Here is a 26,135-nt window from a genome sequence, read left to right as displayed (position 1 = left end):
TCCGATGAGCGACGCGCTGCTGAGCGCCCTGGCCGAGGCCCTGGCCGGCCTGGTGACGGCCGTCGAGACCCGCGCCGACGAGGTCCTCGATCCCGGCACGGCGGTCACGTGGCTGGAGAACGCCGGGCGCCCCCTCGCCGGGCTCACGGCGGCCGACCGGCGGACCCTCGACGGGCTGCTCCGCGCGGTGGCCCTGCGCGAGCCCGAGGGCCCCCGGCGGGACGGGCTGCTCAAGGTCTCCGGGGCCCTCGGCCTCACCGGCGACCCCCACGACGCCGCCTGCGAGGCCGTCCTCGACCACGCCCGGCGCTTCGCCGCCGTCGTCCGCGACGCCGACCCCGCGCTTCCCGTCCCCGGCTGCCCCGACTGGACCCTCGCGGACCTCACCCGGCACGTCGGCACCGTCCACCGCTGGGCCGAACACCTCGTACGGACCCGTCCCGCCACCCGCGTCCTCGCCGGGGACGTCCCCCTCGGCCTGCCGGACGACCCCGCCGCGTACCCCGGCTGGCTCGTCGCGGGCGCCGCGCGGTTCGCCGCCACCGCCCGCGAGGCCGACCCGGACGCCCCGGTCTGGTCCCCGGGCGCGGACCCGCACGTCCGCCACTACCCCCGCCACGTGCTCTTCGAGACCCTCGTCCACCTCGCCGACGCCGAACGCGCCGTCCACGGCCGGATGGGACCCCTCGACCCGGGCACGGCGGCCGCCGCCGTCGACCACTTCCTCGCGGACGCCCCCTACATCCCCCGGATCGCGGAACCCCTCTCCCAGCTCGGCCGGGACGGAGCGGTCCTCCGGCTCACCGCCCGGGACGCCGGCGCCGTCTGGACCCTCGCCCTGGGCGGGGGCGGCTTCACCTGGACCCGGGGGAGCGACGGCGCGGAGCCGACCGCCGCCGTCGAGGCGGACGCCGGGGAGCTGCTCCTGCTCCTGCACCGCAGGTACGGGGCCGGCGACCCGTGCTTCGCGCACACCGGCGACCGGGGCCTCCTCGACGACTGGCTGGCCGCCACCGCGCTCTGAACGGGTGCGAGGGGCCCCGGGACGGTTCCCGGGGCCCCTCGTCCCCTTCCGCCGGCCGGCTACGGCGCCGCCGGGCGTCCCACCAGCTCGCGCAGGACGTCCTCCATCGCCACGAGGCCGGCCGGTCCGCCGTCCTCGTCCAGGACCGCCGCCAGGTGCGTCCTGCTGCGGCGCATCGCGGTCAGGGCGTCGTCCAGCGGGGTCGCCGCCCGGACCCGGGCGATCGGCCGCAGCGCCGCCGCCGGGAACGGCAGGTCGCGCGGCGTGGCGTCCAGGGCGTCCTTGACGTGCAGGTAGCCCAGGATGCGCCGCTCCTCGTCGACCACCGGGAAGCGGGAGAAACCGGTCCGGGAGGACAGCGCCTCCAGCTCCTCGGGGGTGGTGCCGACCCGCGCGTACACCACCTTCTCCGAGGGCATCACCACGTCCCGTACGGGACGGCGGCCCAGCTCCAGGGCGTCGTGCAGCCGCTCGGCGGCCCGGTCGTCCAGGAGCCCGGCGTCGCCCGCGTCGGTGACCATCCGGGCCAGCTGGTCGTCCGAGAAGGTCGCGGACACCTCGTCCCTGACGTCCACCCGCAACAGCTTGAGCAGGGCGTTCGCGAAGGCGTTGATCGCGAAGATCACCGGCCGCAGCGCCCGCGCCAGCGTCACCAGGGGCGGTCCGAGGAGCAGCGCGGAGCGCGAGGGCTCGGAGAGCGCGATGTTCTTCGGCACCATCTCGCCGAGCAGCATGTGCAGATACGTCGCGACCGACAGGGCGATCACGAACGAGATCGGGTGCACCAGGCCGTGCGGGACGCCGACCGCGTCGAAGACCGGTTCGAGCAGGTGCGCGATGGCCGGTTCCGCGACGATGCCGAGGACCAGCGTGCACAGGGTGATGCCGAGCTGCGCCGCCGCGAGCATCGCGGAGACGTGCTCCAGCCCCCAGATGACGCTGCGCGCGCGCCGGTTCCCGGCGTCCGCGAGGGGTTCGATCTGACTGCGGCGGACCGAGATCAGGGCGAACTCGGCGCCGACGAAGAAGGCGTTGACGACCAGGGTGAGCAGACCGACCAACAGCTGGATCACGATCATCGGCCGGCCTCCCCGGTCTCGTCCCCGGCGGTGGGCACGGGGGCGTGCAGCAGTACGCGGGCCGCGCGCCGGCCCGAGGCGTCCACCACGTCGAGCCGCCAGCCGGCCAGCTCCACGCCGTCACCGACGGCGGGGATGCGGCCCAGCTCGTGGGCGACGACGCCCGCGAGCGTCTCGTACGGCCCGTCGGGCACCCTGAGGCCGATCGTCCCGAGCTGGTCGGTGCGGGTCGCGCCGTCGGCCGACCAGAGCGCGCGCCCGTCGGCGTCCTCGCCGGCCGGCGCCAGGTCCGGCGTCTCGTGCGGGTCGTGCTCGTCGCGCACCTCGCCGACGACCTCCTCGACGATGTCCTCCAGGGTGACGACACCGGCCGTGCCGCCGTACTCGTCGATGACGACCGCCATCGTCTGCTTCCCCGACAGCCGGTCGAGCAGCCTGTCCACGGTCAGCGTCTCGGGGACGAGCAGCGGCTCGCGCAGCAACTCGACGACCCGGCGGCGCGGCCTCTCCGCGACCGGTATCGCGAGCACGTCCTTGATGTGGGCGATGCCGACGACCGCGTCGAGGCTGCCCCGGTAGACGGGGAAGCGGGACAGGCCGGTCGCGCGGGTCGCGTTGGCCACGTCCTCGACGGTGGCCCCCGCCTCCAGGGCGGTGACCTGCACGCGGGGCGTCATCACGTTCTCGGCGGTCAGCTCCGCCAGGTTGAGGGTGCGGACGAACAGCTCGGCCGTGTCCGCCTCCAGGGCCCCCTCCTTCGCGGAGTGCCGCGCCAGCGCCATCAGCTCCTGCGGGGAGCGCGCGGAGGCCAGCTCCTCGGTCGGCTCCATGCCGAGCCGGCGCAGAATGCGGTTGGCGGTGTTGTTGAGGTGGCTGATCAGCGGCCTGAAGGCGGCCGTGAACACGCGCTGGGGGGTGGCCACCACCTTCGCCACCGCGAGCGGCGAGGAGATGGCCCAGTTCTTGGGAACCAGCTCGCCGACCACCATCAGGACGACGGTGGACAGCGCGGTGCCCAGGACCAGGGCCACCGAGGAGGCCACCGAACGGGAGAGGCCGAGGGCCTCGACCGGACCCCGGATCAGCTTGGCGACCGACGGCTCGGCGAGCATGCCGACCACCAGATTGGTGACGGTGATGCCCAGCTGGGCGCCGGAGAGCTGGAACGTCAGCGACCTGACGGCCTTGAGCGCGCCCGCCGCGCCGCGCTCGCCGCGCTTCGCCGCGGCTTCGAGTTCGCCGCGCTCGACCGTGGTCAGCGAGAACTCGGCCGCGACGAAGGCGCCGCACGCGAGGGAGAGGAGGAGCGCGAGGAGGAGCAGAAGCACTTCGGTCATCGGTTCACCTCCGTCCCATGATCGGCCAAGGGGGGAAGGACCGCTCGACGTCGGCCGGCGGGACCGGGACGGGGGAAACGGTGGGGATCAGTGCTACTGGGGGGCTCGCCCATGGGCGGACGCTCACACCTTTCGATCGAAGGAACGGGACACCATGGTAAAGGAAAGGCAAAGTGCGGTGGTGGCTGCCCCCGGTCCTCGTCAACCGAGCGGTTTCACCCAGCGGCGCCACTGCTCCTGGCGCTCGTACCCGGCCGACGCCCAGAGCATCCGTCCCGTTCCGTTCGCCTCCAGGACCATCGCGTCCGCCCGCCGTCCACCGAGTGAGGCGAACCGTTCCTCCGCCGCCCGCAGAAGCGCGGTGGAGACGCCCCGGCGACGGTGCGAGGGCAGGACGGCGAGCCGGTAGAGGGAGGCGCGCCAGCCGTCCCAGCCCGCGATCACGGAGCCCACGATCCGTTCTCCCTCCAGCGCGAGGAGGAGCGCTCCGGGGTCGTGCTCCACGAGCCGGGTCACGCCCGGCAGGTCGTCCGAGACGGAGGTTCCCTCGGCCGACTCCCGCCAGAAGGCCAGGACGGCCCCGGCCTCGGTGACGGTGGCGGCGCGTATCCGCAGATCGATCATGGCCGGATCCCATCACGGGGCCGCTCGGCCCCGCCAGGGGATTCCCCGGGGCGGGACGGGCTCTCACCGGCGCGCCACCCCCAGGACGCAGGGGGAGGACGGCAGTCGCGGCCTGCCCCCGGGGAGGTCGAAGGAGCGGTACGAGACGAGGTCGAACCCGGCCTCCCCGATCGCCGCCAGCGGGGTGCGGGAGGTGTGGCAACCACCGAAGAGCAGCGGCCACACCGTGCGGTCGAGGCCCCGCTGGACCCGCGCCAGGCCGGGTGTGTCCGCCGCTCCGTGCTCGAAGAAGCGCAGCTCCCCGCCGGGGCGCAGGACCCGGCGCAGCTCCGCGAGGGCCGCCGGCACGTCCCGCACCGTGCACAGGACCAGCGAGACCACGGCGGCGTCGAAGGCGCCGTCCCGGGCCGGCAGCGCCTCGGCCGTGCCCGGCAGCACGCTCACCGGAACGGCGGACCGCCGCGCGGCCTCCTCCGCGAGCCCGCGCAGCCGGGCCTCCGGCTCGACGGCCACGACCTCGGAGACCCCGGCCGGACAGTGCGCGAAGTTCAGGCCGTTCCCGGCCCCGACCTCCACGACCCGGCCGGTGAGCCCGGCGAGCAGCTCCGCGCGCAGGGCGCCCAGCCCGCCCCGCGTCTCGGCGGCGGCGCTGCAGCGGGCGTAGAAACGGGCGAAGAGGGGGTGGTGCACCCGGGGCGGGCGGCCGGGCGCGGGACGCGACGGTGTCATCGGGGCTCCTCGTCGGTGCGGGGGACCGGTCCGCCGGCGCCGGGGGACCGGTCCGTCGGTGCGGCGGACGAGCCGGCCCGGGACCCCGCGGGCGGCCCGGAGCGCGAACCGGCCCGGGACGTGCCCCGTGGGCCGGCCCGGGGGCCGGTCGGTGCCCGGGGCGCGACGCGGCGCACGGGTCAGTCCGACACGAAACAGAACTCGTTCCCCTCCGGGTCCCGCATCACCTGGAAGGTGCCCTGCGCGTCGGTGACCGGATCGCCGACGCGGACCGCGCCCAGGGGCAGCGCCTCCTCGGCGGCCCGCACCGGCTCCTCCACCCTCAGGTCGAGGTGCACCCGGTTCTTCACCGCCTTGCCCTCCGGCACCCGCTGGAAGGCGAGGCGGGCGGAGCCCGGCGGGTCCACGAAGGACCAGTCGCCGCTCCGGTCGACCGGGGTCCCGCCGAGGAGCCCGGCCCAGAAGCGGACGAGGGCCGCCGGATCGGCGCAGTCGAAGACGATCTCCTGTACGTGGGCACGCATGCGTCCACCCTAGGGAACCGGCGCCGCCACCGCCCTGCGACACGGACCGCGGCCCCGTCCGGCCGTACGGGCGCGGACGCCCCGCCGGTACGGCCGGGACCCGTCCGCGCGGCCCCGCTCCCGCCCGTACGGCCCCGCCCCGCTCAGCCCCCGGCCGCCGCCGCGAACGCGGTCGCGTCCCACGTTCCTCCCAGGGCGGGTCCCAGCCAGCCTTCCGCCGCCCGGCGGAACTCCGCCGGGGCGAGGGCCCCGGACCCCTCCGGTACGGCTCCGAGCAGCGGCGCGCCCGCCGCTTCCGGCAGGTCGGCCAGGTTGCAGCGCGCCGCGAGGTCCGGCGCGGCGGGCCAGCTGCCGATCACCACGCCCAGGTGCCGGATGCCGCGTGTCCGCAGCGCTTCGGCGGTCAGGGCCGTCGAGTTGAGCGTCCCGAGCCCGGCCGGGGCCACCACCAGGACCGGCGCGCCGAGCAGCGCCGCCGCGTCCGCCAGGGTGCCGCCCTCCTCGTCGAAGCGGACGAGCAGCCCGCCCGCCCCCTCCACGAGGACCAGGTCGTGCCCGGCGGCCAGCTTCCGGGCGGCCTCGGCGACCTCCCCGGGCCCGACCGGCGCGAGTCCGGCCCGCCGGGCGGCCGTGCCGGGGGCCAGCGGCTCCGGGAAGCGGCCCAGCTCGGCCGAGGCCGCCGCGCCCGAGAGCCGTACGACCTCGTCCGCGTCGCCCCGCTCGTCCGGCCCGATCCCCGTCTGCGCGGGCTTCAGGACGGCGACCGAACGCCCGGCGGCGGTCGCGACGGCGGCCACGGCCGCGGTCACGACCGTCTTGCCGATCTCGGTCCCCGTACCGCTGACGACGACGATTCCCACGGTCCGCTCCTCTTCCTTCTTCTCAGCCCGCCGCGGCGGCGGCCCGTACCGCCGCGCAGATCCGGGCCAGGTCCTCGTCACCGGTCACGTACGGCGGCATCGTGTAGACCAGGTCCCGGAACGGGCGCAGCCACACGCCCTCCCGGACCGCCGCGCGCGTCGCCGCCGCCATGTCCACCTCGTGGTCGAGCTGGACGACCCCGATCGCGCCGAGCACCCGCACGTCGCGCACGCCCGGCAGGCCGGCGGCCGGGGCGAGTCCGTCGCGCAGTCCGGCCTCGATCCGCTTGACCTCGACCTCCCAGTCCCGCGAGAGCAGCAGGTCGATCGAGGCCAGGGCCACCGCCGACGCCAGCGGGTTGCCCATGAAGGTGGGCCCGTGCGCCAGGACCGGCACCTCGCCCCGCGAGATCCCGTCGGCGACCCGGCTCGTGCAGAGCGTGGCGGCCATCGACAGGTAACCGCCCGTCAGCGCCTTGCCCACGCACATCACGTCGGGGGAGACCCCGGCCGCGTCGGCCGCGAACAGCGTGCCCGTCCGCCCGAAACCGGTCGCGATCTCGTCGAACACCAGCAGCACGCCGTGCGCGTCGCACGCCTCGCGCAGCACCCGCAGGTACGCCGGGTCGTGGAAGCGCATCCCGCCCGCGCCCTGCACCACCGGCTCCACGATCACCGCGGCCAGCTCGTGCGCGTGCCGCCCGATCCCGGTCCGCAGCAGTTCCGCGTACGACTCCTCGTACGCGGCCGGCGGGGCGTCCGTGAACACCTGCGGCTGGAGGACCCCCGACCACAGCTCGTGCATCCCGCCCTCGGGGTCGCACACCGACATCGGCTGCCAGGTGTCCCCGTGGTAGCCGCCGCGCCAGGTGAAGAGGCGTCGCTTCTCCGGACGGCCCAGCGAACGCCAGTACTGGAGGCACATCTTGACCGCCACCTCGACGGCTACGGACCCCGAGTCGCTGAGGAAGACGTGCCGCAGCGGCCCGGGGGTGATCTCCACCAGCCGGCTCGCGAGCCGGACGCCCGGCTCGTGGGTGAGCCCGCCGAACATGACGTGGCTCATCCGGTCGAGCTGGCCGCGCACCGCCTCGTTGAGCACGGGGTGGTTGTAGCCGTGGACCGCCGCCCACCACGAGGACATGCCGTCCACCAACTCGTCCTGCCCCTCGACGGGTTCGGCGAGCCGGAGGCGCACCCCGGACGCGGACGCGACGACCGGTGGGTCCGTACGGCCCGGCATGGGGCCGTACGGGTGCCAGACGTGCGCCCGGTCCAGGGCGAGGAGTTCGTCGTTACGCATTCGGGGCGAGATCCGTCCCGGCTCCCCGGCGCCGCACCGCCACCAGATCGGTCCGGGCACCGCCCGGCGCGGTCCCGTCCGCCGGGGCCTCCGTGGCATCCGTGGCCTCTGCGGTCTCCGGGAACGGGGCGTCGTGTCCCCCGCACGGACCGCAGCCGCCGCCCCCGTGCGAGCCGCAGCCGCCCGCGTCCTCCACCGGGGCGCCCGAACCGCAGCCGCCACCGGCCTCCGCGCCCGAGCCGCAGCCACCGGCCGCCGCGAGCGCGTCCGCGCGGTGGGCCGGCAGCGTCGGCGTGCCCGCGCCCTCCACCTCGAAGCCCGCGTCCGCGATCATCTCCAGGTCGGCCTGCCCGGCCTGGCCCTCGCTGGTCAGGTAGTCGCCCAGGAAGATCGAGTTCGCGATGTGCAGCGCGAGCGGCTGCAGCGTGCGCAGGTGCACCTCGCGCCCGCCGGCGATCCGCACCTCGACGTCGGGGCAGACGAACCGGACCATCGCCAGGATGCGCAGACAGCGCTGCGGCGTCAGGTTCCACTCCTTGGCGAGCGGGGTGCCCTCGAACGGAATGAGGAAGTTGACCGGCACCGAGTCCGAGCCCAGCTCCCGCAGCGCGTACACGACGTCGACCAGGTCCTCGTCGGCCTCGCCCATGCCCGCGATCAGACCCGAGCAGGCCGAGAGCCCGGCGGCGTGCGCCTTGCGCACGGTGTCCACCCGGTCCGCGTACGTGTGGGTCCTGGTGATCCCCCCGTACGTCGCCTCGGACGTGTTCAGGTTGTGGTTGTAGGCGTCGGCCCCGGCCTCCCGCAGCCGCTCCGCCTGGCCGTCCGAGAGCAGACCGAGGCAGGCGCACACCTCGACGCCCTCGTTCTCCTCCTTGATGGCCTCGATGGTCCTGCCGACCCGCTCCACGTCCCGGTCCGTCGGGCCGCGCCCGCTCGCCACCAGGCACACCCGCTTGGCGCCGCCCGCGACACCCGCCGCGGCGGCCCGGGACGCCTCGTCCGGCTTCAGCCAGGTGTACTTGAGGATCTCGGCCTTGGAGCCGAGCCGCTGCGAACAGTACGAGCAGTCCTCGGGGCACAGACCGGACTTCAGGTTGACCAGGTAGTTGAGCTTCACCCGCCGCCCGAACCACTGACGGCGCACCTTGCCGGCCGCCGCCACCACATCGAGCAGTTCGTCGTCGGAGGTCGCCAGGACGGCGAGCGCTTCTTCACGGGTCGGCGGCTCGCGCCGCAACCCCTTCTCCACCAGCGTGTTCAGCAGGTCCATAACCGCTGATCCTGGCCTACCGCCCGCCTCCGGGCCAAGGAGGAACCGAACAATCGCCCCCGATCGTGGTGTGTGGATGACCACACCACGACCGTGCCGCCCTGCGGCTAGGGTCTGTGCGCTGCCTACAAAAGGCGCCGGCCGGCCGACCGGGGGCGCCGCCGGAGGATCGCCCCATGCCACAGGCCGACGACGCGCGGACCGAGGTCCCGCGCCGCACCGCGTTCGACTGGACCGACACCGAGGCGCGCCGCCGGTCCGAGGCCGGTCTGGTCCGCACGCTGCGCCCCCGGGCCGCCGCGTCGGACCTCCTCGACCTGGCGGGCAACGACTACCTCGGTCTCACGCGCAGGCCCGAGGTCACGGGGGCGGCGGCCGACGCGGCCCGCCGCTGGGGCGCCGGCTCCACCGGCTCCCGGCTCGTCACCGGCACCACCCGGCTGCACACCCGTCTGGAGCGCGAACTGGCCGGCTTCTGCGGCTTCGAGGCGGCCCTCGTCTTCTCCTCCGGCTACACCGCCAACCTCGCCGCGCTCACCGCGCTCACCGGCCGGGACGCCCTGATCGTCTCGGACGCCTCCAACCACGCCTCGATCGTGGACGGCTGCCGTCTGGCGCGCGCCGAGACCGCCGTCGTCCCGCACGCCGACCCCGAGGCCGTGCGCAAGACCCTGGAGGCGCACCCGGGGCGCCGGGCCCTCGTCGTCAGCGACTCCGTCTTCTCCGTGGACGGCGACCGGGCCCCGCTGCCCGCACTCGCCGCCGCCTGCCGCGCGCACGGCGCCGGCCTGGTGGTGGACGACGCCCACGGCTTCGGGGTCCTCGGCGACGGCGGCCGGGGCGCCCTCCACGAGGCCGGGCTCGCGGGGGCGGAGGACGTGGTGGCCACCCTGACCCTCTCCAAGTCCCTGGGCAGCCAGGGCGGCGCCGTCCTCGGCCCGGCCCGGGTGATCGAGCACCTGGTGAACGCGGCCCGCACCTTCATCTTCGACACCGGTCTCGCCCCAGCCGCCACGGGCGCCGCGCTCGCGAGCCTGCGGCTGATCGAGGCCGAACCGGGGCTCGCCGGGCGGGTCCGTACCGTCGCCACCACCCTGTACGAACTGCTCAGCGGTGCCGGTCTGTCCGTGACGCGGCCCGACGCGGCCGTGGTGTCGGTCCGCGCGCCCTCTCCGGAGGCGGCGCTGCGCTGGGCGGCGGACTGCCGGGAACAGGGGCTGGCGGTCGGCTGCTTCCGGCCCCCGTCCGTGCCCGACGGCGTCTCGCGCCTGCGCCTCACGGCGCGCGCCGACCTGACGGACGCGCAGATCGGGCGCGCGGTGGAGACGGTCCTGCGGACCGCGCCCGCCGTCTGACGCGCCGGGGAAGCGGCTTTCCGGCCGGGGGGCGCCCAAGGGCGTCCGGGAACGCCGGAGTTCACCGCTTCGGGCGACAGATGCGCCCTTGCCCCGGGGGAACGCCTCCCGGCGCGGCACCATCGGTGGGAATCTGGCGCGAAGCGCAATCCGGGGCACCGGCCCCGGCGGGAAAGGGACAGCGTCGTCATGGCAGACCATCAGGAAGCATCCGTCACGCTGCCGAGCGAACCCGCTTCGGTCTCCACGGCCCGGCGGTACGTCACGGAGGTGCTCGCCGGGTGGGGTCTGGACGACGCCGCCGACCGCGCGGACGCGGTCCGGCTGATCGTCTCGGAGCTGGCCACCAACGCCGTCGTGCACACCTTCGGCCAGTCGCCCACCTTCACGGTGGACCTCTGTCTGGAGCGCGAGGAACGGCTCCACATCGGCGTCACGGACAGCCATCCGCGCCTGCCCCGGCGGCTGCCCGCCGCGGTCCAGCAGGACAACGGCCGGGGCCTGGTCATCATCCGCTCCCTGGCCGCGGAGGCCGGGGGGCGCCTCACCGTGACCCCGACGGCGACGGGCGGCAAGACGGTCCGGATCACCCTGCCGTGGACGGTGGCCGCCCCGGTGGCGAGCCTGTGACGGACGCCCCGCGCGGGCGGGGGCGGACCGGGTCCCGTACGGAGCGGGGCGCGGCGGGGGAGGGGGCGGTGGCGCCACCGTCCCTCCGGCGCCGTCTCCCGGGTCCGCCCGGCGCCCGGGCTCGCGTCCGTCCGGCGCCCGGGCGTGCGTCCGCTCAGCGCCCGGGCGGGGTCACCGGACGCGTCCGTAGAGGACCTTCGACGACCAGATCTTGTCGAGCTTCACCCAGGAGCCGGTCTTGGGCGAGTGCCAGATCCGGCCGTTCCCGGCGTAGATGCCCACGTGGTAGACCCGCCCGCCGGAGTGGAAGAAGACGAGGTCGCCCTTCTGCCGGCCGGAGGCGGAGACGTGCCGGGTCTTGTTGTACTGCTGCTGCGCGGTGCGGGGCAGCGACTTGCCCGCCTTCTTGTAGGCGTAGAGCGTCAGACCGGAGCAGTCGAACCGGGAGGGGCCCGCGGCCCCGTACCGGTAGGGAGCCCCCTTCTTGGAGGCGGCGATGCTCAGCGCCTTGTTCGCGTACGAGGTCGTCGCCTGTGCTTCCGGCGTCGCTCCCGGTGCGAGCAGTGTGCCGCCGACGGCGGCGAGGGTGAGAGCCGAGACGGCTCCGGCCCGGGACAGCAGGGACGGGACGTGCATCTGCGCAGTCATGCGCAACCCTTCGTCAGCCGCCTGTGAAGGATGACCTGTCGGGTTCGGGCAGGCGAAGATGCCCGGCCGCGGTCGCGGCTTCACCCCGAGGGCCGGCTCCGCTGCGGAAACAGCGCGTACGGCCCGTACTGCTCGGGTCCTCCACTCCTGCCGGTCCAATCCTGTCGACCAGACGTCCGGACGGCGGCAGGACTCGGCGTCCGCCCGGACCGCCCCGCCTCGGATGGCGGGGGCTTGTCGTCGGCAGGGATCTTGCCCCACTTCATGGTCGAAATCCGAGTGGAAGAGACTATTTGTGAGGCTCCTCACGACTGAACCATTCGGGTGGACAGGGCACTTTCGTGGTCCTCGGAGGTTTGACCGACGGCCCCCGCACCAGGCAACGGAACGCCCGATTCCGCCAGATGTGTACCGTCGGCGCGCAACTCGCCCCCGCCGTGCGCCCGCTTGCCGTCTCCACCGAACGGAGGAGCGGTTCCGCGGCCGCCGTCGGCCGTCCGGCCCTCGACACGACATGCCGGAATGTCAATTCGCCCGTGTCCGGGGAAGCGTGACCCGGCCGGTCCGGCGCTCTCCGTCCAGCGCGCGGAGGGCGCGCGCCAGGGTCTCCGCGTGGACCTCGCTCTCGCCCCGCGTGTGCATGAGCGTCAGGGCCGCGCGCAGCGCCTCGGCCTGCCGCACCAGTGCCTGGGCCGCCCGCAGGGCCCCGTAGGTGTGCGCGCTCCGGGACGGATTGATCCTCCCCAGGAGATCGGCGGCCGCGAGGTAGGCGTCGACCAGGTCGCCCTCGGCCCGCGTCAGGGCCGGCAGCGGCGGCGGTTCGGGGAGCACGGGCCGCTCACCGCGCCGTGGCGCCGGTGGCGGCGCGCCGGGTCGTGATCACGTGGTCCACCAGCCCGTACTCGATCGCGGCCGGTGCGTCCAGGACCGTGAGGCGCTCGAGGTCGGAGTCGATCCGCTCCCTGCTCCGTCCGGTGTGCTCGGTGAGCATCCCGGCCATGAGGGCGCGTTGGCGGAGCAGTTCGCGGGCATGGACGTCGAGGTCGCTCGGCTGTCCCCGCAGGGGTTCGTCCAGGGAGGGCTGCCGGAGCGTGACCCGGGCGCCGGGGAGCATCGCCCGCTTGCCCGGCGTGCCGGCGGCGAGAAGGACGGCGGCGGTGGAGACGGCCTGGCCCAGGCAGGTCGTCGCCACGTCGCAGGCGAGCGTCCGGATCGTGTCGTGGATCGCGGTCATGGCGCTGATCGGGCCGCCGGGAGAGTTGAGGTAGAGCGCGATGTCCCGGTCGGGCGCCGCGTACTCCAGGTGCAGGAGCTGGGCGATCACGTCGTTGGCCGAGGTCTCGTCGAGCCACGTGCCGAGGAAGACGATCCGGGCTTCGAACAGCTTCGCGTACGGGTCGAGGGTCCGGAGCCCGAAGGCGGCCCGCTCGGTGAACTCCGGCAGGACATGACGAGCGTCCATGACGTGTGCCTCCATCGGTAAAAAATGTACAGGACGTACAGACCGTAAGATGGGGAGCATGACCTACGAGATCCCGGTGACGCAAGCGCGGGCTGAGCTCGCGGACCTCATCAACCGCGTCGTGTACGGCGGCGAGCGCGTCGTCGTCACCCGCCACGGAAAGCCCCTCGTGGCCCTGGTCTCCGCCGCCGACCTGGAAGAACTCGAAGCGGAGGCGCGGCCGGAGGAGGAAGCGGTGATCCGCTCGGTCTCCGACTTCCGCCCGATCGGCTCCGCTTCCGGCGAACAGGGCCACTTCGGCCTCGCCGCCCGCCACCGCGACCCCGGAGCCCCCTGAGGGGGCGGGTGTCCCGGGGGTCGGGGCCTCCGGGAGGCGCGACGTGCCTCGGGGGGTGCCCCCTTCGGCGCCCGCCGGTCCGATGATCATGGGATCGCAAAGCCGGAGTTAACGAGCCGGAAAGTCTTCCACCTCAACGTGCAATGTCTCGCCGTGCGCCCCGTCCGGGCGGTTCAACGAAGTGTTGAAGCTCGGTAGGGTCCGCAGCTGTCCGGGTCCCGTCCCGGGCGGCGACCGCGAGGGGGAAGAGTGCAGCTGAGCCCGCACGAGCAGGAGCGCCTGCTCATCCATGTGGCGGCCGACGTGGCCGAGAAGCGCCGGGCCCGGGGCGTACGGCTCAACCATCCGGAGGCCGTCGCCCTGCTGACCTCCCACGTCCTGGAGGGCGCCCGCGACGGCCGGACCGTGGCCGAGCTGATGGCCTCCGGCCGCGAGGTGCTCACCCGGGAGGACGTCATGGAGGGCGTCCCCGAGATGATCCACGACGTCCAGGTCGAGGCGACCTTCCCGGACGGCACCAAGCTCGTCACCGTCCACGACCCCATCGCCCGGACGGGACGCCGCTGATGATTCCCGGAGAGATCCTGTACGCGGAGGACCCCGTCGTCCTCAACGAGGGGCGCCCGGTCACCCGCCTCACCGTGCTCAACGCCGCCGACCGGCCCGTCCAGGTCGGCTCCCACTACCACTTCGCCGAGGTCAACCCCGGCCTGGAGTTCGACCGTGCCGCCGCGCACGGGCTGCGGCTGCACATCGCCGCCGGGACCGCCGTCCGCTTCGAACCGGGCGTCCCCGTCGAGGTCGAACTCGTCCCGATCGCCGGCCGCCGCGTCGTGCCCGGCCTGCGCGGCGAGACCGCGGGGCCCCTCGATCCGGACCCCGGCACCCCCGCGGGCCCCGCCGACGCGGACGGAGATCCCCGTGCCTGAGCTGCGTCGTGCCGTCCACGCCGACCTGTTCGGCCCCACCACCGGCGACCGCGTCCGGCTCGCCGACACCGACCTCTTCGTGGAGGTCGAGGAGGACCGCTGCGGCGGCCCCGGCCGGGCGGGCGAGGAAGCCGTCTTCGGCGGCGGCAAGGTCGTCCGCGAGTCCATGGGCCAGTCCCGCACCACCCGCGCCGAGGGCGCCCCGGACACCGTGATCACCGGCGCCGTGGTCATCGACCACTGGGGGATCGTCAAGGCGGACATCGGCATCCGGGACGGGCGGATCACCGCCCTCGGCAAGGCCGGCAATCCCGACACCATGGACGGCGTCCACCCCGGCCTCGTCATCGGCCCCGAGACCGAGATCATCGTCGGCAACGGCCGCCTCGTCACCGCCGGAGCCGTCGACGCCCACGTCCACTTCATCTCGCCGACCGTCGTCGAGCAGGCCCTCGCCACCGGCGTCACCACCCTGGTGGGCGGTGGCACCGGCCCGGCCGAGGGCACCAAGGCGACCACGATCACGCCCGGCCCCTGGCACATGGCCCGGATGTTCGAGGCGCTGGACACCTTCCCCGTCAACATCGGCCTGCTCGGCAAGGGCAACACCGTGTCCCGGGAGGCGATGCGCTCCCAGCTGCGCGGCGGCGCCCTCGGCTTCAAGATCCACGAGGACTGGGGCGCCACCCCCGCCGTCATCGACGCCTGCCTGGGCGTGTGCGAGGAGACCGGCGCCCAGCTCGCCATCCACACCGACACCCTCAACGAGGCGGGCTTCGTCGGCGACACCCTCGCCGCCGTCGCCGGCCGCACGATCCACGCGTACCACACCGAGGGAGCCGGCGGCGGGCACGCCCCCGACATCATCACCGTCGTCTCCGAGCCGCACGTCCTGCCCAGCTCCACCAACCCGACCCGGCCGCACACCGTCAACACCGTCGAGGAACACCTCGACATGCTGATGGTCTGCCACCACCTCAACCCGGCCGTCCCCGAGGACCTCGCCTTCGCGGAGTCCCGCATCCGGCCCTCCACCATCGCGGCCGAGGACGTCCTGCACGACCTCGGCGCGATCTCGATCATCTCCTCCGACTCCCAGGCCATGGGCCGCGTCGGCGAGGTGATCATGCGCACCTGGCAGACCGCCCACGTCATGAAGAAGCGGCGCGGCGCCCTGCCCGGCGACGGGCGCGCCGACAACCACCGGGCCCGCCGGTACGTCGCCAAGTACACGATCAACCCGGCCGTCGCCCAGGGTATGGACCACCTCGTCGGCTCCGTCGAGCCCGGGAAGCTCGCGGACCTGGTGCTCTGGGAGCCCGCCTTCTTCGGCGTCAAGCCGCTCGTCGTCGTCAAGGGCGGCCAGATCGCGTACGCGCAGATGGGCGACGCCAACGCCTCCGTCCCCACGCCCCAGCCGGTCCTGCCGCGCCCGATGTTCGGCGCGCTCGGCAAGGCCGCGGCGGCCGGTTCGTTCAACTTCGTCGCGGAGGCGGCGATCGAGGACGGCCTGCCGCGACGCCTCGGCGTGGACAAGGAGTTCACCGCCATCGGGAACACCCGGCGGGTCACCAAGGCCGACATGCGCGAGAACGACGCGCTGCCCCGGGTCGAGGTCGACGCGGACACCTTCACGGTGACCATCGACGGCGAGGCGGTCGAACCCGCCCCCGCCGCCGAACTGCCCATGGCCCAGCGTTACTTCCTCTTCTGATGGCGACGCGAACGGCTCTCCTGGTGCTCGCCGACGGGCGGTTCCCCGCCGGCGGACACGCCCACTCCGGCGGCGCCGAGGCCGCCGTCGGGGCCGGCCGGATCAAGGACGCCGACGACCTGGAGGCGTTCTGCCGGGGGCGCCTGCACACCACGGGCCTCACCTCCGCCGGACTCGCCGCCGGAGCCGCGTACGGACTCGACCCGTACGCGCTCGACGCGGCGGCCGACGCCCGCACCCCCTCGCCCGCCCTGCGCGCCGCCGCCCGCAGGCTCGGCCGGCAGATGATGCGGGCCGCCCGCGCCACCTGGCCGGACCCCGGGCTCGACGCGCTCGCGGCCGCCTTCCCGCGCGGCGCCCACCAGCCCGTCGTCCTCGGCGCCGCCGCCCGCGCCGCCGGACTCGACCCGCTGGACGCGGCCCACTGCGCCGCGTACGAGACGATCGGCGGTCCCGCCACCGCCGTCGTGCGCCTCCTCGGCCTCGACCCCTACCGGGCCACCGCCGTCCTCGCCCGCCTCGCACCCGAGACGGACCGGGTGGCCGAACGGGCGGCGACGGCGGCCGGGGAAGGCGTGGACGCCCTGCCCGCCGCCTCCGCGCCCCTGCTCGACCTCACCGCCGAACAGCACGCGGCCTGGCCGGTCCGCCTCTTCGCCTCCTGAGGCCCGGCGGCCCCCTTCCCCGTGCCCCGACGACCCGACCCGACCCGACGACCCGGCCCGAAGCCCGCCCGCGACTCCCCGGAGCCCCCGTGCACCTCGATCACGCCCACGCCCACCACGGCGCCGTCTCCGCCGACGCCCACCGCCCCGACGGCACCCGCCGCGCCCTGCGCGTCGGCCTCGGCGGACCGGTCGGCTCCGGCAAGACCGCCACCGTCGCCGCCCTCTGCCGCGCCCTGCGCGACACCCTCTCCCTCGCCGTCGTCACCAACGACATCTACACCCGCGAGGACGCCGAGTTCCTGCTCCGGGAGGCCGTCCTGCCGCCCGAGCGCATCCGGGCCGTGGAGACCGGGGCCTGCCCCCACACCGCCATCCGCGACGACATCTCCGCCAACCTCGAAGCCGTCGAGGAACTGGAGGACGCGGTGGGCCCGCTCGACCTCATCCTCGTCGAGTCCGGCGGCGACAACCTCACCGCCACCTTCTCCAGGGGGCTCGTGGACGCCCAGGTTTTCGTCATCGACGTCGCCGGCGGCGACGACATCCCCCGCAAGGGCGGCCCCGGCGTCACCACCGCCGACCTCCTCGTCGTCAACAAGACCGACCTCGCCCCGTACGTCGGCTCCGACCTGGAGCGGATGGCCCGCGACGCCGAGGAGCAGCGCGGCGACCTGCCCGTCCTCTTCACCTCCCTGCGCGCCGAGAACGGCGTCGGTCCCGTCGCCGACTGGGTCCGGGCACGGCTCGCGGCGTGGACCGCGTGAGCCTGCGCGCCACCGCCCGGATCGCCGCCGAGGCCGGTGGCGGGCTGCCGCTCCTGGTGAGCGACGGCCCCCTCGCCCTGCGCCGCACCCGGGCGCCCGAGCCGTACGCCCGGGTCACCGTCGTCGGGGCGATGAGCGCCCCGCTCGGCGGCGACCGGCTCGCGATCGAGGCCGCGGTACGGGCCGGGGCCCGGCTCCTGGTCGACTCGGCCGCCGCCACCCTCGCCCTGCCCGGCCGGGGCGCCGACGCCGCCACGTACGACGTCCGGATCGACGTCGCCGACGACGGGGTGCTCCGCTGGCTGCCCGAACAGGTGGTCTCCGCCGCCGGCTCGCACCTGCGGGCGCGCACCACCGTCGAGCTCGCCCCCGCCGCCCGGCTCGTCCTGCGCGAGGAGCAGGTCCTCGGACGGCACGGCGAACCGCCCGGCACCCTCACCACCCGCCTCACCGTCCGCCGCGCCGGCCGCCCCCTGCTCGACCAGGAGCTGTCCTTCGGTCCCGGCGCGCCCGGCGGCTGGGACGGCGGCGCGGTCCTCGGCGGCCACCGGGCCACCGGGCAGCTCCTCGTGGTCGATCCCGCGTTCGAGGAGGAGCCGGTGGAGACCCGGCTGCTGGGGGAGAACGCCGTCGTCACCCCGCTCGCCGGCCCCGCCGCCCTGGTCACCGCCCTCGCCCCGGACGCCCTCGTGCTGCGCCGCCTCCTCGACACCGCCCTGGCCGCACTCGCCCCGTTCTGACCCGCTTGCGGAGGTCACCGCTCAGCGGTACGGCGTTCACCGGTTATTGGTTCGGCAAAGAAACACGCGTTCGCCCTTTCACTCCGGTCACGGGGGACGAAAGGATTCCCCGGAAACCAACACCCGGCGTCACCACGGGGGGTGGCGCCCATTCTGGGGGAGGACACGTGAGACGCACGGCAGTGCTCGGCTCGCTCGGCACTCTGATAACCGGCGCGCTCGTCGCGGGCGCGCTCGCGGCTCCGGTGGCGAACGCCGACAGCGACCGGCGCCACCACCGGCCGGACGCCGAGGCGATCGGCGTCGCCGTCGCCGCCGCCAGGGCCGCCGCGACGGGCATCGACTGGCGGGACTGTCCGGCCGACTGGGGCCTGGAGAAGCCGATCCAGTGCGGCTGGGTCACCGTCCCCGTCGACTACGCGAAGCCCCACGGCAAGAAGATCCGGATCGCCGTGGACCGCATCGCCTCCACCGGCACCCCCGCCGAGCGCCAGGGCGCCCTGCTCTACAACCCGGGCGGTCCCGGCGGGTCCGGCCTGCGCTTCCCGCGCCGCGTCACCACCAAGAACGCCATCTGGGCGAACGCCGCCAAGGCGTACGACTTCGTGGGCTTCGACCCGCGCGGCGTGGGCCACTCGGCCCCCATCTCCTGCGTCGACCCGACCGAGTACGTCAAGGGCCCCAAGGCCGACCCGGTCCCCGACAGCGAGGCCGACAAGCTCGCCCAGCGCAAGCTGGCCGCCGAGTACGCCGAGGGCTGCGCCGAGAAGAGCGGCGACATGCTGCCCTTCATGACCACCCCCGACACCGCCCGCGACCTCGACGTCATCCGTGCCGCCCTCGGCGAGAAGAAGCTCAACTTCGTCGGCGTCTCCTACGGCACCTACCTCGGCGCGGTGTACGGCACCCTCTTCCCCACGCACGTCCGCCGCATGGTCCTCGACAGCGTCGTCAACCCCTCCCGGGACAAGATCTGGTACGAGGTCAACCTCGACCAGGACGTGGCCTTCGAGGGCCGCCTGGAGGACTGGATGACCTGGGTCGCCCGCAACGACTCCGCGTACCACCTCGGCGACACCTACGCCGAGGTCCGCGGCCAGTGGGACACCCTGCGCGCCGCCGCCAAGAAGAACCCCCTCGGCGGCAAGGTCGGACCGGCCGAGCTGATCGGCTTCTTCCAGAACGCCCCCTACTACGACTCCATGTGGGCCCCGGTCGCGGAGGCGTGGAGCGCGTACGCCGCCGGTGACCCGCAGCCGCTGATCGACGCGGCCGCCGCCGACCTCACCGACACGGCCGGCAACATCGCCTCGGAGAACGGCAACGCCGTCTACACCGCCGTCGAGTGCGCCGACGCCCCCTGGCCGACCAGCTGGAAGAAGTGGGACCGGGACAACACCCGCCTCCACCGGAAGTACCCGTTCATGACCTGGGCCAACGCCTGGATGAACCTGCCCTGCGCCACCTGGTCCGCGCCGCGCCGCAGCCCGGTCGAGGTGAAGACCGGCAAGGGCCTGCCGCCGGTGCTCATCGCCCAGTCCGAGCGCGACGCCGCCACCCCGTACGCCGGCGCCGTCGAACTGCACAAGCGCTTCGAGGGCTCGCGCCTGATCACGGAGAAGGACGCCGGATCGCACGGCATCACCAACCTGGTCAACCCCTGCCTCAACACCAAGGTCGAGGCGTACCTGCTGACCGGGAAGCTGGACGCGCGGGACCAGACCTGCGCCCCGCACGCCACCCCGCGGCCGTAACGGCACGGGCACGGCGGTGAGAGGGGGCGGACCGCCGGCGGTCCGCCCCCTCTCACCCTGTCGTCATCGGCGCGCCGCGAGCCACGCGTCCTCCGCCGCGTAGTCGAACCAGTCCACCCCGTACTTCGCGAGGTTCGGGAACGCCTCCCGCCACTCCCGCTCCGCCACCCGCCCGGCCAACCACTCCACCGTCGCGGGCAGCGAATCGGCGTACGACACCACCGGCCGGTACCCCAGCTCCCGCTCGGCCGCCGACATGTCGTAGACGATCGGGTGCTCCGAGGTCCACGGGGTGAGCCCCACCAGGCCCTCCGGCGGCCCCTCGATCGGCACCCTCTCGCTCTCCGCCCCCAGGACCGCGTCGATCGCGGCCCCGATCTCCGCCACCGTCGGCGCCTGCGGGTCGGCGCCGTTGAGCACCCGGGTCCCCGGCTTCGCCGCCGCGAGCCGGATCAGCTCCGCGAGGTTGTCCACGTGCGCCGGATGGAACCGCGACCTCCCGCCGTACGCGAGGACGCGCACCGGCCGTCCGTCGAGCGCCCGCTTCACGAACCACAGCTCGCGCGGACCGGGACAGTGCGGCCCGTGGATCGCGCCCGCCCGCAGCAGCGTCGTCGGCAGCGCGTCGCCCGCCGCCAGCAGCTCCCGCTCCAGGGCCACCTTCCGCGTCCCGTACGTGCTGTCGCCCGGCGCGACCGTCCGCCACTCCTCCGGGATCGGCACCGGGAAGGCGGGGAAGCCGTCCGGTTCGTCCTGGGTGTCGAAGCTGCGCCCCCGGTCGTCCTCGTAGATCGCGCCGCTCGACACCACCACCGCCGACCCGATCCGGCCGGCGAGCCCGGTCAACTGCCGCGCGTGGTCCCTGTCGTACGCGACGATGTCCACGAGCACGTCGCAGCCGTCGCCGAGGCCCGCCGCGAGCGCCCCCTCCTCGGTGCGGTCGAGCCGCACCGACCGGACCTCCTCCGGCCACCCGTCGTCCCTGCCGCCGCCCCGCGAGGCGGCCGTCACCTCCCAGCCGTCCGTGACGAGGGCCCGTACGGCCGCCCGCCCCACCTGTCCCGACGCTCCCAGTACGAACGCGTGTCCCTTGGTCATGCCCCGGACGCTACGGCCGACCGGTGCGCGGGCCCAGGGGATTGCGCCGTGCGCGGATCCGCCCTCAGCGTTCCCCGCCGGGGAACTTTCGCGACTCCCCGTCCGAGGACCCGCCGGGCTCCCCGCCCCCGGCCTCCGCGGCCTTCACCACCGCCGCGTACTCGTCCACGTACTCCTGTCCCGACAGGCGCAGGATCTCGTACATGATCTCGTCCGTGACCGCCCTGACCACTGCCCTCTCCTCCTCCTGCCCGGCGAACCGCGAGAAGTCCATCGGCTCCCCGAACCGGATGGTGACCCGGCGGATCCGCGGCACGACCCGCCCCGGCGGCTGGATCTCGAAGGTTCCCACCATCGCGCAGGGCACCACCGGCACCCCGGCCCGCAGCGCCATCACCGCCACGCCCACCTTGCCCTTGTGGAGCCGCCCGTCGTGCGAACGGGTCCCTTCGGGGTAGATGCCGAGCAACTCGCCCCGGTCGAGCACGCACAAGCCCTCGCGGATCGCCGCCCGCCCGGCTTCCTTGCCCGACCGGTCCACCGGGATCTGCCCGGCGGCCCGGAAGAAGGCGGCCGTGAGCCGTCCCTTGATCCCCGGCCCCGTGAAGTACTCCTGTTTCGCGAGGAAGGTGATCCGCCGGTCCAGGACGGCCGGCATCAGGAAGTGGTCGGAGAAGGAGAGGTGGTTGCCCGCGACGATCGCCGCCCCCTCCGCCGGGACGTGCGAGAGTCCCTCGATCCGGGGCCGGAACAGCAGTTTGAGCAGCGGCCCCAGCAGTACGTACTTCATCAGGTGGTAGAACACTCGTGACCCCGTTCGTCCGTCCGACTGCCCGACTGTCCAACCGTTCGTCTTCCCGTTCCGCCCGTTGTATCCGCACACGGGCCCGTGGTCCACTGGTAGGGGAGTGCCGATCATGACGAAGAAGCACGGAACCGGGCGCCCCGGCCGGATCGTCGCCGCTCTGCTCTGCGCGCTGACGACGGCCGGACTGTACGGCTGCTCCGGCGCGGTCGCGCCGGACCGGCCCCCCGGCGCAGAGGGCCGCTCGCCCCTCACCGGCCTCCCCGCCCGGCCCGGCCCCGTCCTCGCCGTCAAGATCGACAACGTGGCGGCGGCCCGCCCGCACACCGGTCTCGGCGCGGCCGACCTCGTCTACGTCGAACAGGTCGAGGGCGGAGCCACCCGGCTCCTGGCCGTCTACTCCTCCCGGCTCCCCGCCCGCGTCGGACCCGTCCGCAGCGCCCGCGAGTCCGACATCGCCCTGCTCGGTGCCTTCGACCGGCCGGCCCTCGCCTACTCCGGGGCGCAGTCCGCCCTGAACCCCCTGCTGGCCGCCGCGCCGCTCCGGCGCGTCACGGAGGGCACCGCGCCCGGGGCCTTCTCGCGCTCCCCGGACCGGGCCGCCCCGCACAACCTCTACCTGCGCCCCGGCCGCGCCCTCGCCGCAGCCCCGGATACGGGGGACGTCCGGGACATCGGCTTCCGCTTCGGCCCCGCCCCGTCCGGAGGCACCCCGACCACGTTTTCGGCCGTCCGCTACCCGGCGGCCCGCTACGCCTTCACCTGGTCCGCCGCCGACCGCGCCTGGCGGGTCGCCATGGACGGCCGGGAGGCCCGCGCCACCGACACCGGCCCGCTCGCCCCGGCGACGGTCGTCGTCCAGCGCGTCACCGTCCGCCCCTCCGCCTTCCACGACCGCAACGGCGCGGCCTCCCCCTACACCGAGACCGTCGGGAGCGGCACCGCACTCGTCCTGCGCGACGGGCGCGCCCACGAGGCCCGCTGGTCCCGGCCCTCCGCCTCGTCGGGTACGGCCTTCACCACCCCGGACGGTGCGCCCCTGGCCTTCGCCCCGGGACAGGTCTGGATCGTCCTGGCCCCCCGCGCGTAGTCCGCGCGGTCCCGGGGAGGGCGGTGGTCAGGACATGGGGCCGGACCGCCGCGGTGGTCGGCCGCCCCGGCCGTCCGGAGCCGTCGCGCTCTCCGACGCGGCCACCCCGGCCGTCGCCACGAGCAGCACCATCATGCCGAACCAGAGCCAGCCGCTGCTGCCGAGCGCCACCGTGTACGCCGTCGTCAGCACCAGCGCGGCGCAGGTGAGCACCGTCATCGTCCTCACGGGACCGGACATCGGTCCGTCCTCCTCCCGACCGGGGCCGCGGAAGCCGTCCCGACCATCGTCACCCGGCGAGGGGCACGCGCGCCACCCCCGGACGCGCCGGCGCGCGCCGGGAAACCGGCCTCGCACGCGGAACGGGCCCGGCGCCGCACGCGGCACCGGGCCCGACCGGGGACCCCGGGGAAGCCCAGGGGCTTCGGGGGATCAGCGCCCCCGCGCCTGGAGCGACGCCAGGTACGCGTTGTACGCCTCCAGCTCCTTGTCCCCGTTCCGGTCGGCGGCCCGGTCCGTGCGGACCGCCTGCCGCTGCTCGGAGTGGTACCACTGGTAGACCAGCGCGATCAGGACGAGCACGGAGGGGATCTCGCTGAACGCCCAGGCGATGCCGCCCGCCGCGTTCTGGTCGGTGAGCACGTCGATCCCCAGCGAGGCCGGCGGGTTCTCGTACGCCTTGACCATCGGCTCGGTGGCCATCATCAGCGCGATGCCGAAGAAGGCGTGGAACGGCATGCCCGCGAACAGCTCCAGCATCCGCATCACGTACCCCGGCCGGTGCGGTCCCGGGTCCACGCCCATGATCGGCCAGAAGAACACCACGCCGACCATCAGGAAGTGCACCATCATCCCGAGGTGACCGGGCTTCGACCCCATCAGGAAGTCGAAGAGCGGCGTGAAGTACAGGGCGTACAGGCTCGCGATGAACATCGGGATCGTGAAGCCGGGGTGCGTGACCACCTTCACGTACCGGCTGTGCAGCAGCTTCAGGAGCAGCTCGCGCGGCCCGGTGGAGCCGCGTCCCGCCACCGGCAGCGCCCGCAGCGCCAGCGTCACCGGCGCGCCGAGCAGCAGCAGGATCGGCGACAGCATGGAGATCACCATGTGCTGCACCATGTGCACGCTGAACATGACCATGCCGTAGTCGTTGAGCCGGGTGCACATCACCAGCGCGATGGTCAGCACGCCGATCGCGAAGAACACCGTCCGGCTCACCGGCCACGCGTCCCCGCGCCGCCGCAACCGCGCCACGCCCCACCCGTACAGGCCGAGCGCCGCCAGACAGCCGACCAGGAAGAAGAGGTCGGGAGAGAACTCCAGCCCCCGCCCCAGCGTGAACGGCGGCAGATCCGTGGTCGTGCCGTGCCCGCTGTGATCCATCCGTACGCTCCCGGGGCCCGATTCGTGCTTGTTGTCCGCACCAGACTAGAACCGCCCCCGGCCGCGATCACGACCGGGGGCGGGTGTCCCGCGCGGAAGCCGTCAGAGCACGCACTCCGCCTCGGCGTAGCGGTCGGCCGGGACCGTCTTGAGGCTCTCCACGGCCTCGGCCAGCGGGACCATCGTGATCTCCGTGCCGCGCAGCGCGGTCAGCATGCCGAACTCGCCCCGGTGCGCCGCCTCCACCGCGTGCCAGCCGAAGCGGGTGGCGAGGACGCGGTCGTACGCGGTCGGGGTGCCGCCGCGCTGGACGTGGCCGAGGATCACCGGGCGGGCCTCCTTGCCGAGCCGGCGCTCCAGCTCCGCGGAGAGCTGGTTGGCGACGCCCGTGAAGCGCTCGTGCCCGTAGATGTCGGTTCCGGCGGTCCTGAACTCCATCGAGCCCTCGCGCGGCTTCGCGCCCTCCGCGACCACCACGATCGCGAAGCGCTTGCCGTCCGCGAAGCGGGCGCCGACCCGGGCGGTCAGTTCGTCCATGTCGAAGGGCCGCTCCGGGACGACGACCGCGTGCGCGCCGGCCGCCATGCCGGAGTGCAGCGCTATCCAGCCGGTGTGACGGCCCATGACCTCGACCACCAGGACCCGCTGGTGGGACTCGGCGGTGGTCTTCAGCCGGTCCAGGGCCTCGGTCGCCACGGTGACGGCCGTGTCGAAGCCGAAGGTGACGTCGGTGGAGGCGATGTCGTTGTCGATGGTCTTCGGGACGCCGACGATGGGCAGGCCCGCCTCGGAGAGGAGGTGCGCCGCCTTCAGCGTGCCCTCGCCGCCGATCGGGATGATGGCGTCCAGGCCCAGGTCCGCGACGTGGCCCCGGGCCCGCTCGACCCCGTCGACCAGGTGCGCGGGCTGGACCCGCGAGGAGCCGAGGACGGTGCCGCCGCGGGCGAGTATGCCGCCCACCGCGTCGAGGTCCAGCTTGCGGTAGTCGCACTCCAGGAGGCCCCGCCACCCGTCGTGGAAACCGATGACCTCGTCACCGTGGTCCACCACGGCGCGGTGCACGACGGAGCGGATGACCGCGTTCAGACCGGGGCAGTCTCCGCCGGAGGTGAGCACACCAATGCGCATAGCCCGAAAACCTTTGCAACGTGGGCCGACTCCCGGACCACGTCGTCCGGCTGGATCTCCGCCACCCTATCGTCGCCGGGTGGCGGGACCGAACCGGACGTCCGCACCGTGGACACCGTACGCGTGTACGGGGAGCGCGGAGGGTCAGGCGGGCTGCGTGGCCGTCGCGATGCGCTCGGCGCGCAGCGCCTCGTACCAGCGGTCGTCGGTCGGCGGCAGCGCGTTCACGTCGAGCGCCAGCTTCAGGAGCAGGTCCGCGATCTGCGGGTTGCGCGCCATGACGGGGCCGTGCATGTAGGTGCCGAAGACCGTGTCGTTGTACGCGCCCTCCGTGCCGTCGCCGGTTCCGTTGCCCTTGCCCAGGACGGTCCGGGCGAACGGCCGGGCCGACGGGCCGAGGTGGGTGATGCCCTGGTGGTTCTCGAACCCGGTCAGCTGGGGCAGGCCCAGGCGCGGGTCGATGTCCGCGAGGACGTCACCGACGCACCGCTCCCCCTCGCCGCGTGTCGAGACCACGTCGATCAGGCCGAGACCGGCCTCGCGCTCGCCGAGGTCGTTGATGAACTCGTGGCCCAGGATCTGGTACCCGGCGCAGACCGAGAAGATGATCGCGCCGTTGGAGGCGGCCCGGCTCAGCCCGCCGTCCCGCCGGAGGCGTTCGGCCGCGAGCCGCTGCGGGCGGTCCTCGCCGCCGCCGATCAGGTAGATGTCGCCCGAGGTCGGCACCGGCTGGTCGCTGCGGACGTCGACGCGCTCGACGCTGAGACCGCGCTGCAGGGCGCGGCGCTCGACGACGAGGACGTTGCCCTGGTCGCCGTAGGTGCTGAGCAGGTCCGGGTAGACCCAGACCAGGCGCAGGCTGCTGTCAGTCATGCTG

29 protein-coding genes and 1 riboswitch are annotated in these 26,135 nt (G+C 74.3%); of the genes, 12 read left to right on the top strand and 17 right to left on the bottom strand.

Annotation, left to right across the window (positions count from 1 at the left end):
- Positions 1-4 precede the first annotated feature (4 nt).
- Positions 5-1,024 (top strand): maleylpyruvate isomerase N-terminal domain-containing protein, encoded by a 1,020-nt coding sequence (locus ACFYZY_RS11180; protein ID WP_388692223.1) that lies wholly within the window; start codon positions 5-7, stop codon positions 1,022-1,024.
- A 59-nt stretch (positions 1,025-1,083) separates the two neighbouring features.
- On the opposite strand, the gene ACFYZY_RS11175 is transcribed toward ACFYZY_RS11180, so the two are convergent.
- The 8 genes from ACFYZY_RS11175 to bioB all read right to left on the bottom strand — a co-directional run bounded on the left by ACFYZY_RS11175 (position 1,084) and on the right by bioB (position 8,753).
- On the bottom strand, positions 1,084-2,103 hold the full coding sequence (locus tag ACFYZY_RS11175) for a hemolysin family protein (protein WP_388692222.1): 1,020 nt from the start codon (positions 2,101-2,103) through the stop codon (positions 1,084-1,086).
- Positions 2,100-3,440 carry a hemolysin family protein gene (locus ACFYZY_RS11170; protein ID WP_388692220.1) on the bottom strand — a complete coding sequence of 447 codons (1,341 nt, stop codon included), beginning with the start codon at positions 3,438-3,440 and terminating at the stop codon, positions 2,100-2,102. Before ACFYZY_RS11170 ends, ACFYZY_RS11175 begins: the two co-directional genes overlap by 4 nt.
- Before the next feature lie 201 nt (positions 3,441-3,641).
- Complete coding sequence (locus ACFYZY_RS11165; RefSeq protein ID WP_388692218.1) at positions 3,642-4,064, bottom strand: GNAT family N-acetyltransferase; 423 nt, start codon at positions 4,062-4,064, stop codon at positions 3,642-3,644.
- 63 nt (positions 4,065-4,127) lie between these two features.
- Entirely contained in the window at positions 4,128-4,793 is a 666-nt protein-coding gene (locus ACFYZY_RS11160) for a class I SAM-dependent methyltransferase (protein ID WP_388692216.1), read from the bottom strand.
- Positions 4,794-4,972: 179 nt separating this feature from the next.
- Positions 4,973-5,317, bottom strand: a complete 345-nt coding sequence (locus tag ACFYZY_RS11155) for a VOC family protein (protein ID WP_388692214.1) — start codon at positions 5,315-5,317, stop codon at positions 4,973-4,975.
- Positions 5,318-5,460: 143 nt separating this feature from the next.
- On the bottom strand, positions 5,461-6,177 hold the full coding sequence (bioD, locus tag ACFYZY_RS11150; RefSeq protein ID WP_388692212.1) for a dethiobiotin synthase: 717 nt from the start codon (positions 6,175-6,177) through the stop codon (positions 5,461-5,463).
- Between the two features lie 22 nt (positions 6,178-6,199).
- Positions 6,200-7,480: an adenosylmethionine--8-amino-7-oxononanoate transaminase gene (locus ACFYZY_RS11145; RefSeq protein ID WP_388692210.1), complete on the bottom strand. Its 1,281-nt coding sequence runs from the start codon at positions 7,478-7,480 to the stop codon at positions 6,200-6,202.
- Positions 7,473-8,753: a biotin synthase BioB gene (gene bioB / locus ACFYZY_RS11140; RefSeq protein WP_388692208.1), complete on the bottom strand. Its 1,281-nt coding sequence runs from the start codon at positions 8,751-8,753 to the stop codon at positions 7,473-7,475. The genes ACFYZY_RS11145 and bioB overlap by 8 nt, the downstream gene beginning before the upstream one ends.
- 176 nt (positions 8,754-8,929) lie before the next feature.
- Between bioB and ACFYZY_RS11135 the strand changes: the two genes are divergently transcribed.
- Positions 8,930-10,108 (top strand): 8-amino-7-oxononanoate synthase, encoded by a 1,179-nt coding sequence (locus tag ACFYZY_RS11135; protein ID WP_388692206.1) that lies wholly within the window; start codon positions 8,930-8,932, stop codon positions 10,106-10,108.
- 189 nt (positions 10,109-10,297) lie between these two features.
- Positions 10,298-10,738, top strand: coding sequence for an ATP-binding protein (locus ACFYZY_RS11130; RefSeq protein ID WP_388692204.1), 441 nt, complete (start codon positions 10,298-10,300; stop codon positions 10,736-10,738).
- 171 nt (positions 10,739-10,909) lie between these two features.
- On the opposite strand, the gene ACFYZY_RS11125 is transcribed toward ACFYZY_RS11130, so the two are convergent.
- The 3 genes from ACFYZY_RS11125 to ACFYZY_RS11115 all read right to left on the bottom strand — a co-directional run bounded on the left by ACFYZY_RS11125 (position 10,910) and on the right by ACFYZY_RS11115 (position 12,848).
- On the bottom strand, positions 10,910-11,386 hold the full coding sequence (locus tag ACFYZY_RS11125) for a C40 family peptidase (protein ID WP_388692202.1): 477 nt from the start codon (positions 11,384-11,386) through the stop codon (positions 10,910-10,912).
- A 3-nt stretch (positions 11,387-11,389) separates the two neighbouring features.
- A riboswitch (cyclic di-AMP (ydaO/yuaA leader) is annotated at positions 11,390-11,520 on the bottom strand.
- A gap of 391 nt (positions 11,521-11,911) precedes the next feature.
- Complete coding sequence (locus ACFYZY_RS11120) at positions 11,912-12,217, bottom strand: hypothetical protein (protein ID WP_388692201.1); 306 nt, start codon at positions 12,215-12,217, stop codon at positions 11,912-11,914.
- A 7-nt stretch (positions 12,218-12,224) separates the two neighbouring features.
- Positions 12,225-12,848 carry an ATP-dependent Clp protease proteolytic subunit gene (locus ACFYZY_RS11115; protein ID WP_388692199.1) on the bottom strand — a complete coding sequence of 208 codons (624 nt, stop codon included), beginning with the start codon at positions 12,846-12,848 and terminating at the stop codon, positions 12,225-12,227.
- A 58-nt stretch (positions 12,849-12,906) separates the two neighbouring features.
- Between ACFYZY_RS11115 and ACFYZY_RS11110 the strand changes: the two genes are divergently transcribed.
- The 8 genes from ACFYZY_RS11110 to ACFYZY_RS11075 all read left to right on the top strand — a co-directional run bounded on the left by ACFYZY_RS11110 (position 12,907) and on the right by ACFYZY_RS11075 (position 19,754).
- Positions 12,907-13,185: a type II toxin-antitoxin system Phd/YefM family antitoxin gene (locus ACFYZY_RS11110; protein WP_388692197.1), complete on the top strand. Its 279-nt coding sequence runs from the start codon at positions 12,907-12,909 to the stop codon at positions 13,183-13,185.
- 249 nt (positions 13,186-13,434) lie between these two features.
- Positions 13,435-13,752, top strand: a complete 318-nt coding sequence (locus tag ACFYZY_RS11105) for an urease subunit gamma (protein ID WP_388692196.1) — start codon at positions 13,435-13,437, stop codon at positions 13,750-13,752.
- On the top strand, positions 13,752-14,114 hold the full coding sequence (locus tag ACFYZY_RS11100) for an urease subunit beta (RefSeq protein WP_388692194.1): 363 nt from the start codon (positions 13,752-13,754) through the stop codon (positions 14,112-14,114). Before ACFYZY_RS11105 ends, ACFYZY_RS11100 begins: the two co-directional genes overlap by 1 nt.
- Positions 14,107-15,828 carry an urease subunit alpha gene (locus ACFYZY_RS11095; RefSeq protein ID WP_388692192.1) on the top strand — a complete coding sequence of 574 codons (1,722 nt, stop codon included), beginning with the start codon at positions 14,107-14,109 and terminating at the stop codon, positions 15,826-15,828. Before ACFYZY_RS11100 ends, ACFYZY_RS11095 begins: the two co-directional genes overlap by 8 nt.
- On the top strand, positions 15,828-16,493 hold the full coding sequence (locus tag ACFYZY_RS11090) for an urease accessory protein UreF (protein ID WP_388692190.1): 666 nt from the start codon (positions 15,828-15,830) through the stop codon (positions 16,491-16,493). The genes ACFYZY_RS11095 and ACFYZY_RS11090 overlap by 1 nt, the downstream gene beginning before the upstream one ends.
- An 89-nt stretch (positions 16,494-16,582) precedes the next feature.
- Entirely contained in the window at positions 16,583-17,260 is a 678-nt protein-coding gene (ureG, locus tag ACFYZY_RS11085) for an urease accessory protein UreG (protein ID WP_388692187.1), read from the top strand.
- Positions 17,257-18,000 (top strand): urease accessory protein UreD, encoded by a 744-nt coding sequence (locus ACFYZY_RS11080; protein WP_388692466.1) that lies wholly within the window; start codon positions 17,257-17,259, stop codon positions 17,998-18,000. Before ureG ends, ACFYZY_RS11080 begins: the two co-directional genes overlap by 4 nt.
- A gap of 167 nt (positions 18,001-18,167) precedes the next feature.
- On the top strand, positions 18,168-19,754 hold the full coding sequence (locus tag ACFYZY_RS11075) for an alpha/beta hydrolase (protein WP_388692185.1): 1,587 nt from the start codon (positions 18,168-18,170) through the stop codon (positions 19,752-19,754).
- A gap of 63 nt (positions 19,755-19,817) precedes the next feature.
- On the opposite strand, the gene ACFYZY_RS11070 is transcribed toward ACFYZY_RS11075, so the two are convergent.
- The gene (locus ACFYZY_RS11070; RefSeq protein WP_388692182.1) at positions 19,818-20,852 is read right to left on the bottom strand and encodes an NAD-dependent epimerase/dehydratase family protein; all 1,035 of its coding nucleotides are present in this window, start codon (positions 20,850-20,852) and stop codon (positions 19,818-19,820) included.
- A gap of 64 nt (positions 20,853-20,916) precedes the next feature.
- Positions 20,917-21,657, bottom strand: a complete 741-nt coding sequence (locus ACFYZY_RS11065; RefSeq protein ID WP_388692180.1) for a lysophospholipid acyltransferase family protein — start codon at positions 21,655-21,657, stop codon at positions 20,917-20,919.
- Between the two features lie 112 nt (positions 21,658-21,769).
- On the opposite strand from ACFYZY_RS11065, the gene ACFYZY_RS11060 reads away from it, so the two are divergent.
- Positions 21,770-22,747 (top strand): DUF3048 domain-containing protein, encoded by a 978-nt coding sequence (locus ACFYZY_RS11060; RefSeq protein WP_388692177.1) that lies wholly within the window; start codon positions 21,770-21,772, stop codon positions 22,745-22,747.
- 27 nt (positions 22,748-22,774) lie between these two features.
- Here ACFYZY_RS11060 and ACFYZY_RS11055 read toward each other — a convergent pair whose 3' ends face one another.
- The 4 genes from ACFYZY_RS11055 to ACFYZY_RS11040 form a co-directional block, all read right to left on the bottom strand.
- Complete coding sequence (locus ACFYZY_RS11055; protein ID WP_388692483.1) at positions 22,775-22,987, bottom strand: hypothetical protein; 213 nt, start codon at positions 22,985-22,987, stop codon at positions 22,775-22,777.
- A 192-nt stretch (positions 22,988-23,179) separates the two neighbouring features.
- Positions 23,180-24,130 carry a cytochrome c oxidase assembly protein gene (locus ACFYZY_RS11050; RefSeq protein WP_388692174.1) on the bottom strand — a complete coding sequence of 317 codons (951 nt, stop codon included), beginning with the start codon at positions 24,128-24,130 and terminating at the stop codon, positions 23,180-23,182.
- A 102-nt stretch (positions 24,131-24,232) separates the two neighbouring features.
- Complete coding sequence (locus tag ACFYZY_RS11045) at positions 24,233-25,258, bottom strand: 6-phosphofructokinase (protein ID WP_388692171.1); 1,026 nt, start codon at positions 25,256-25,258, stop codon at positions 24,233-24,235.
- A 144-nt stretch (positions 25,259-25,402) separates the two neighbouring features.
- Positions 25,403-26,131 carry a type 1 glutamine amidotransferase gene (locus tag ACFYZY_RS11040; RefSeq protein ID WP_388692168.1) on the bottom strand — a complete coding sequence of 243 codons (729 nt, stop codon included), beginning with the start codon at positions 26,129-26,131 and terminating at the stop codon, positions 25,403-25,405.
- Positions 26,132-26,135: the final 4 nt, after the last annotated feature.

This window comes from Streptomyces sp. NPDC001744 (genome assembly GCF_042892575.1).
Taxonomy (GTDB): domain Bacteria; phylum Actinomycetota; class Actinomycetes; order Streptomycetales; family Streptomycetaceae; genus Streptomyces.
This window is presented reverse-complemented; position numbering and strand designations above follow the sequence as displayed.

What these genes read in the sequence shown, in the direction of transcription:
- ACFYZY_RS11180 (WP_388692223.1), top strand. Translation starts at nt 5, where the DNA reads ATGAGCGACGCGCTGCTGAGCGCCCTGGCCGAGGCCCTGGCCGGCCTG.
- ACFYZY_RS11175 (WP_388692222.1), bottom strand. Translation starts at nt 2,103, where the DNA reads ATGATCGTGATCCAGCTGTTGGTCGGTCTGCTCACCCTGGTCGTCAAC.
- ACFYZY_RS11170 (WP_388692220.1), bottom strand. Translation starts at nt 3,440, where the DNA reads ATGACCGAAGTGCTTCTGCTCCTCCTCGCGCTCCTCCTCTCCCTCGCG.
- ACFYZY_RS11165 (WP_388692218.1), bottom strand. Translation starts at nt 4,064, where the DNA reads ATGATCGATCTGCGGATACGCGCCGCCACCGTCACCGAGGCCGGGGCC.
- ACFYZY_RS11160 (WP_388692216.1), bottom strand. Translation starts at nt 4,793, where the DNA reads ATGACACCGTCGCGTCCCGCGCCCGGCCGCCCGCCCCGGGTGCACCAC.
- ACFYZY_RS11155 (WP_388692214.1), bottom strand. Translation starts at nt 5,317, where the DNA reads ATGCGTGCCCACGTACAGGAGATCGTCTTCGACTGCGCCGATCCGGCG.
- ACFYZY_RS11145 (WP_388692210.1), bottom strand. Translation starts at nt 7,480, where the DNA reads ATGCGTAACGACGAACTCCTCGCCCTGGACCGGGCGCACGTCTGGCAC.
- bioB (WP_388692208.1), bottom strand. Translation starts at nt 8,753, where the DNA reads ATGGACCTGCTGAACACGCTGGTGGAGAAGGGGTTGCGGCGCGAGCCG.
- ACFYZY_RS11135 (WP_388692206.1), top strand. Translation starts at nt 8,930, where the DNA reads ATGCCACAGGCCGACGACGCGCGGACCGAGGTCCCGCGCCGCACCGCG.
- ACFYZY_RS11130 (WP_388692204.1), top strand. Translation starts at nt 10,298, where the DNA reads ATGGCAGACCATCAGGAAGCATCCGTCACGCTGCCGAGCGAACCCGCT.
- ACFYZY_RS11125 (WP_388692202.1), bottom strand. Translation starts at nt 11,386, where the DNA reads ATGACTGCGCAGATGCACGTCCCGTCCCTGCTGTCCCGGGCCGGAGCC.
- ACFYZY_RS11115 (WP_388692199.1), bottom strand. Translation starts at nt 12,848, where the DNA reads ATGGACGCTCGTCATGTCCTGCCGGAGTTCACCGAGCGGGCCGCCTTC.
- ACFYZY_RS11110 (WP_388692197.1), top strand. Translation starts at nt 12,907, where the DNA reads ATGACCTACGAGATCCCGGTGACGCAAGCGCGGGCTGAGCTCGCGGAC.
- ACFYZY_RS11100 (WP_388692194.1), top strand. Translation starts at nt 13,752, where the DNA reads ATGATTCCCGGAGAGATCCTGTACGCGGAGGACCCCGTCGTCCTCAAC.
- ACFYZY_RS11090 (WP_388692190.1), top strand. Translation starts at nt 15,828, where the DNA reads ATGGCGACGCGAACGGCTCTCCTGGTGCTCGCCGACGGGCGGTTCCCC.
- ACFYZY_RS11070 (WP_388692182.1), bottom strand. Translation starts at nt 20,852, where the DNA reads ATGACCAAGGGACACGCGTTCGTACTGGGAGCGTCGGGACAGGTGGGG.
- ACFYZY_RS11060 (WP_388692177.1), top strand. Translation starts at nt 21,770, where the DNA reads ATGACGAAGAAGCACGGAACCGGGCGCCCCGGCCGGATCGTCGCCGCT.
- ACFYZY_RS11055 (WP_388692483.1), bottom strand. Translation starts at nt 22,987, where the DNA reads ATGTCCGGTCCCGTGAGGACGATGACGGTGCTCACCTGCGCCGCGCTG.
- ACFYZY_RS11050 (WP_388692174.1), bottom strand. Translation starts at nt 24,130, where the DNA reads ATGGATCACAGCGGGCACGGCACGACCACGGATCTGCCGCCGTTCACG.
- ACFYZY_RS11045 (WP_388692171.1), bottom strand. Translation starts at nt 25,258, where the DNA reads ATGCGCATTGGTGTGCTCACCTCCGGCGGAGACTGCCCCGGTCTGAAC.
- ACFYZY_RS11040 (WP_388692168.1), bottom strand. Translation starts at nt 26,131, where the DNA reads ATGACTGACAGCAGCCTGCGCCTGGTCTGGGTCTACCCGGACCTGCTC.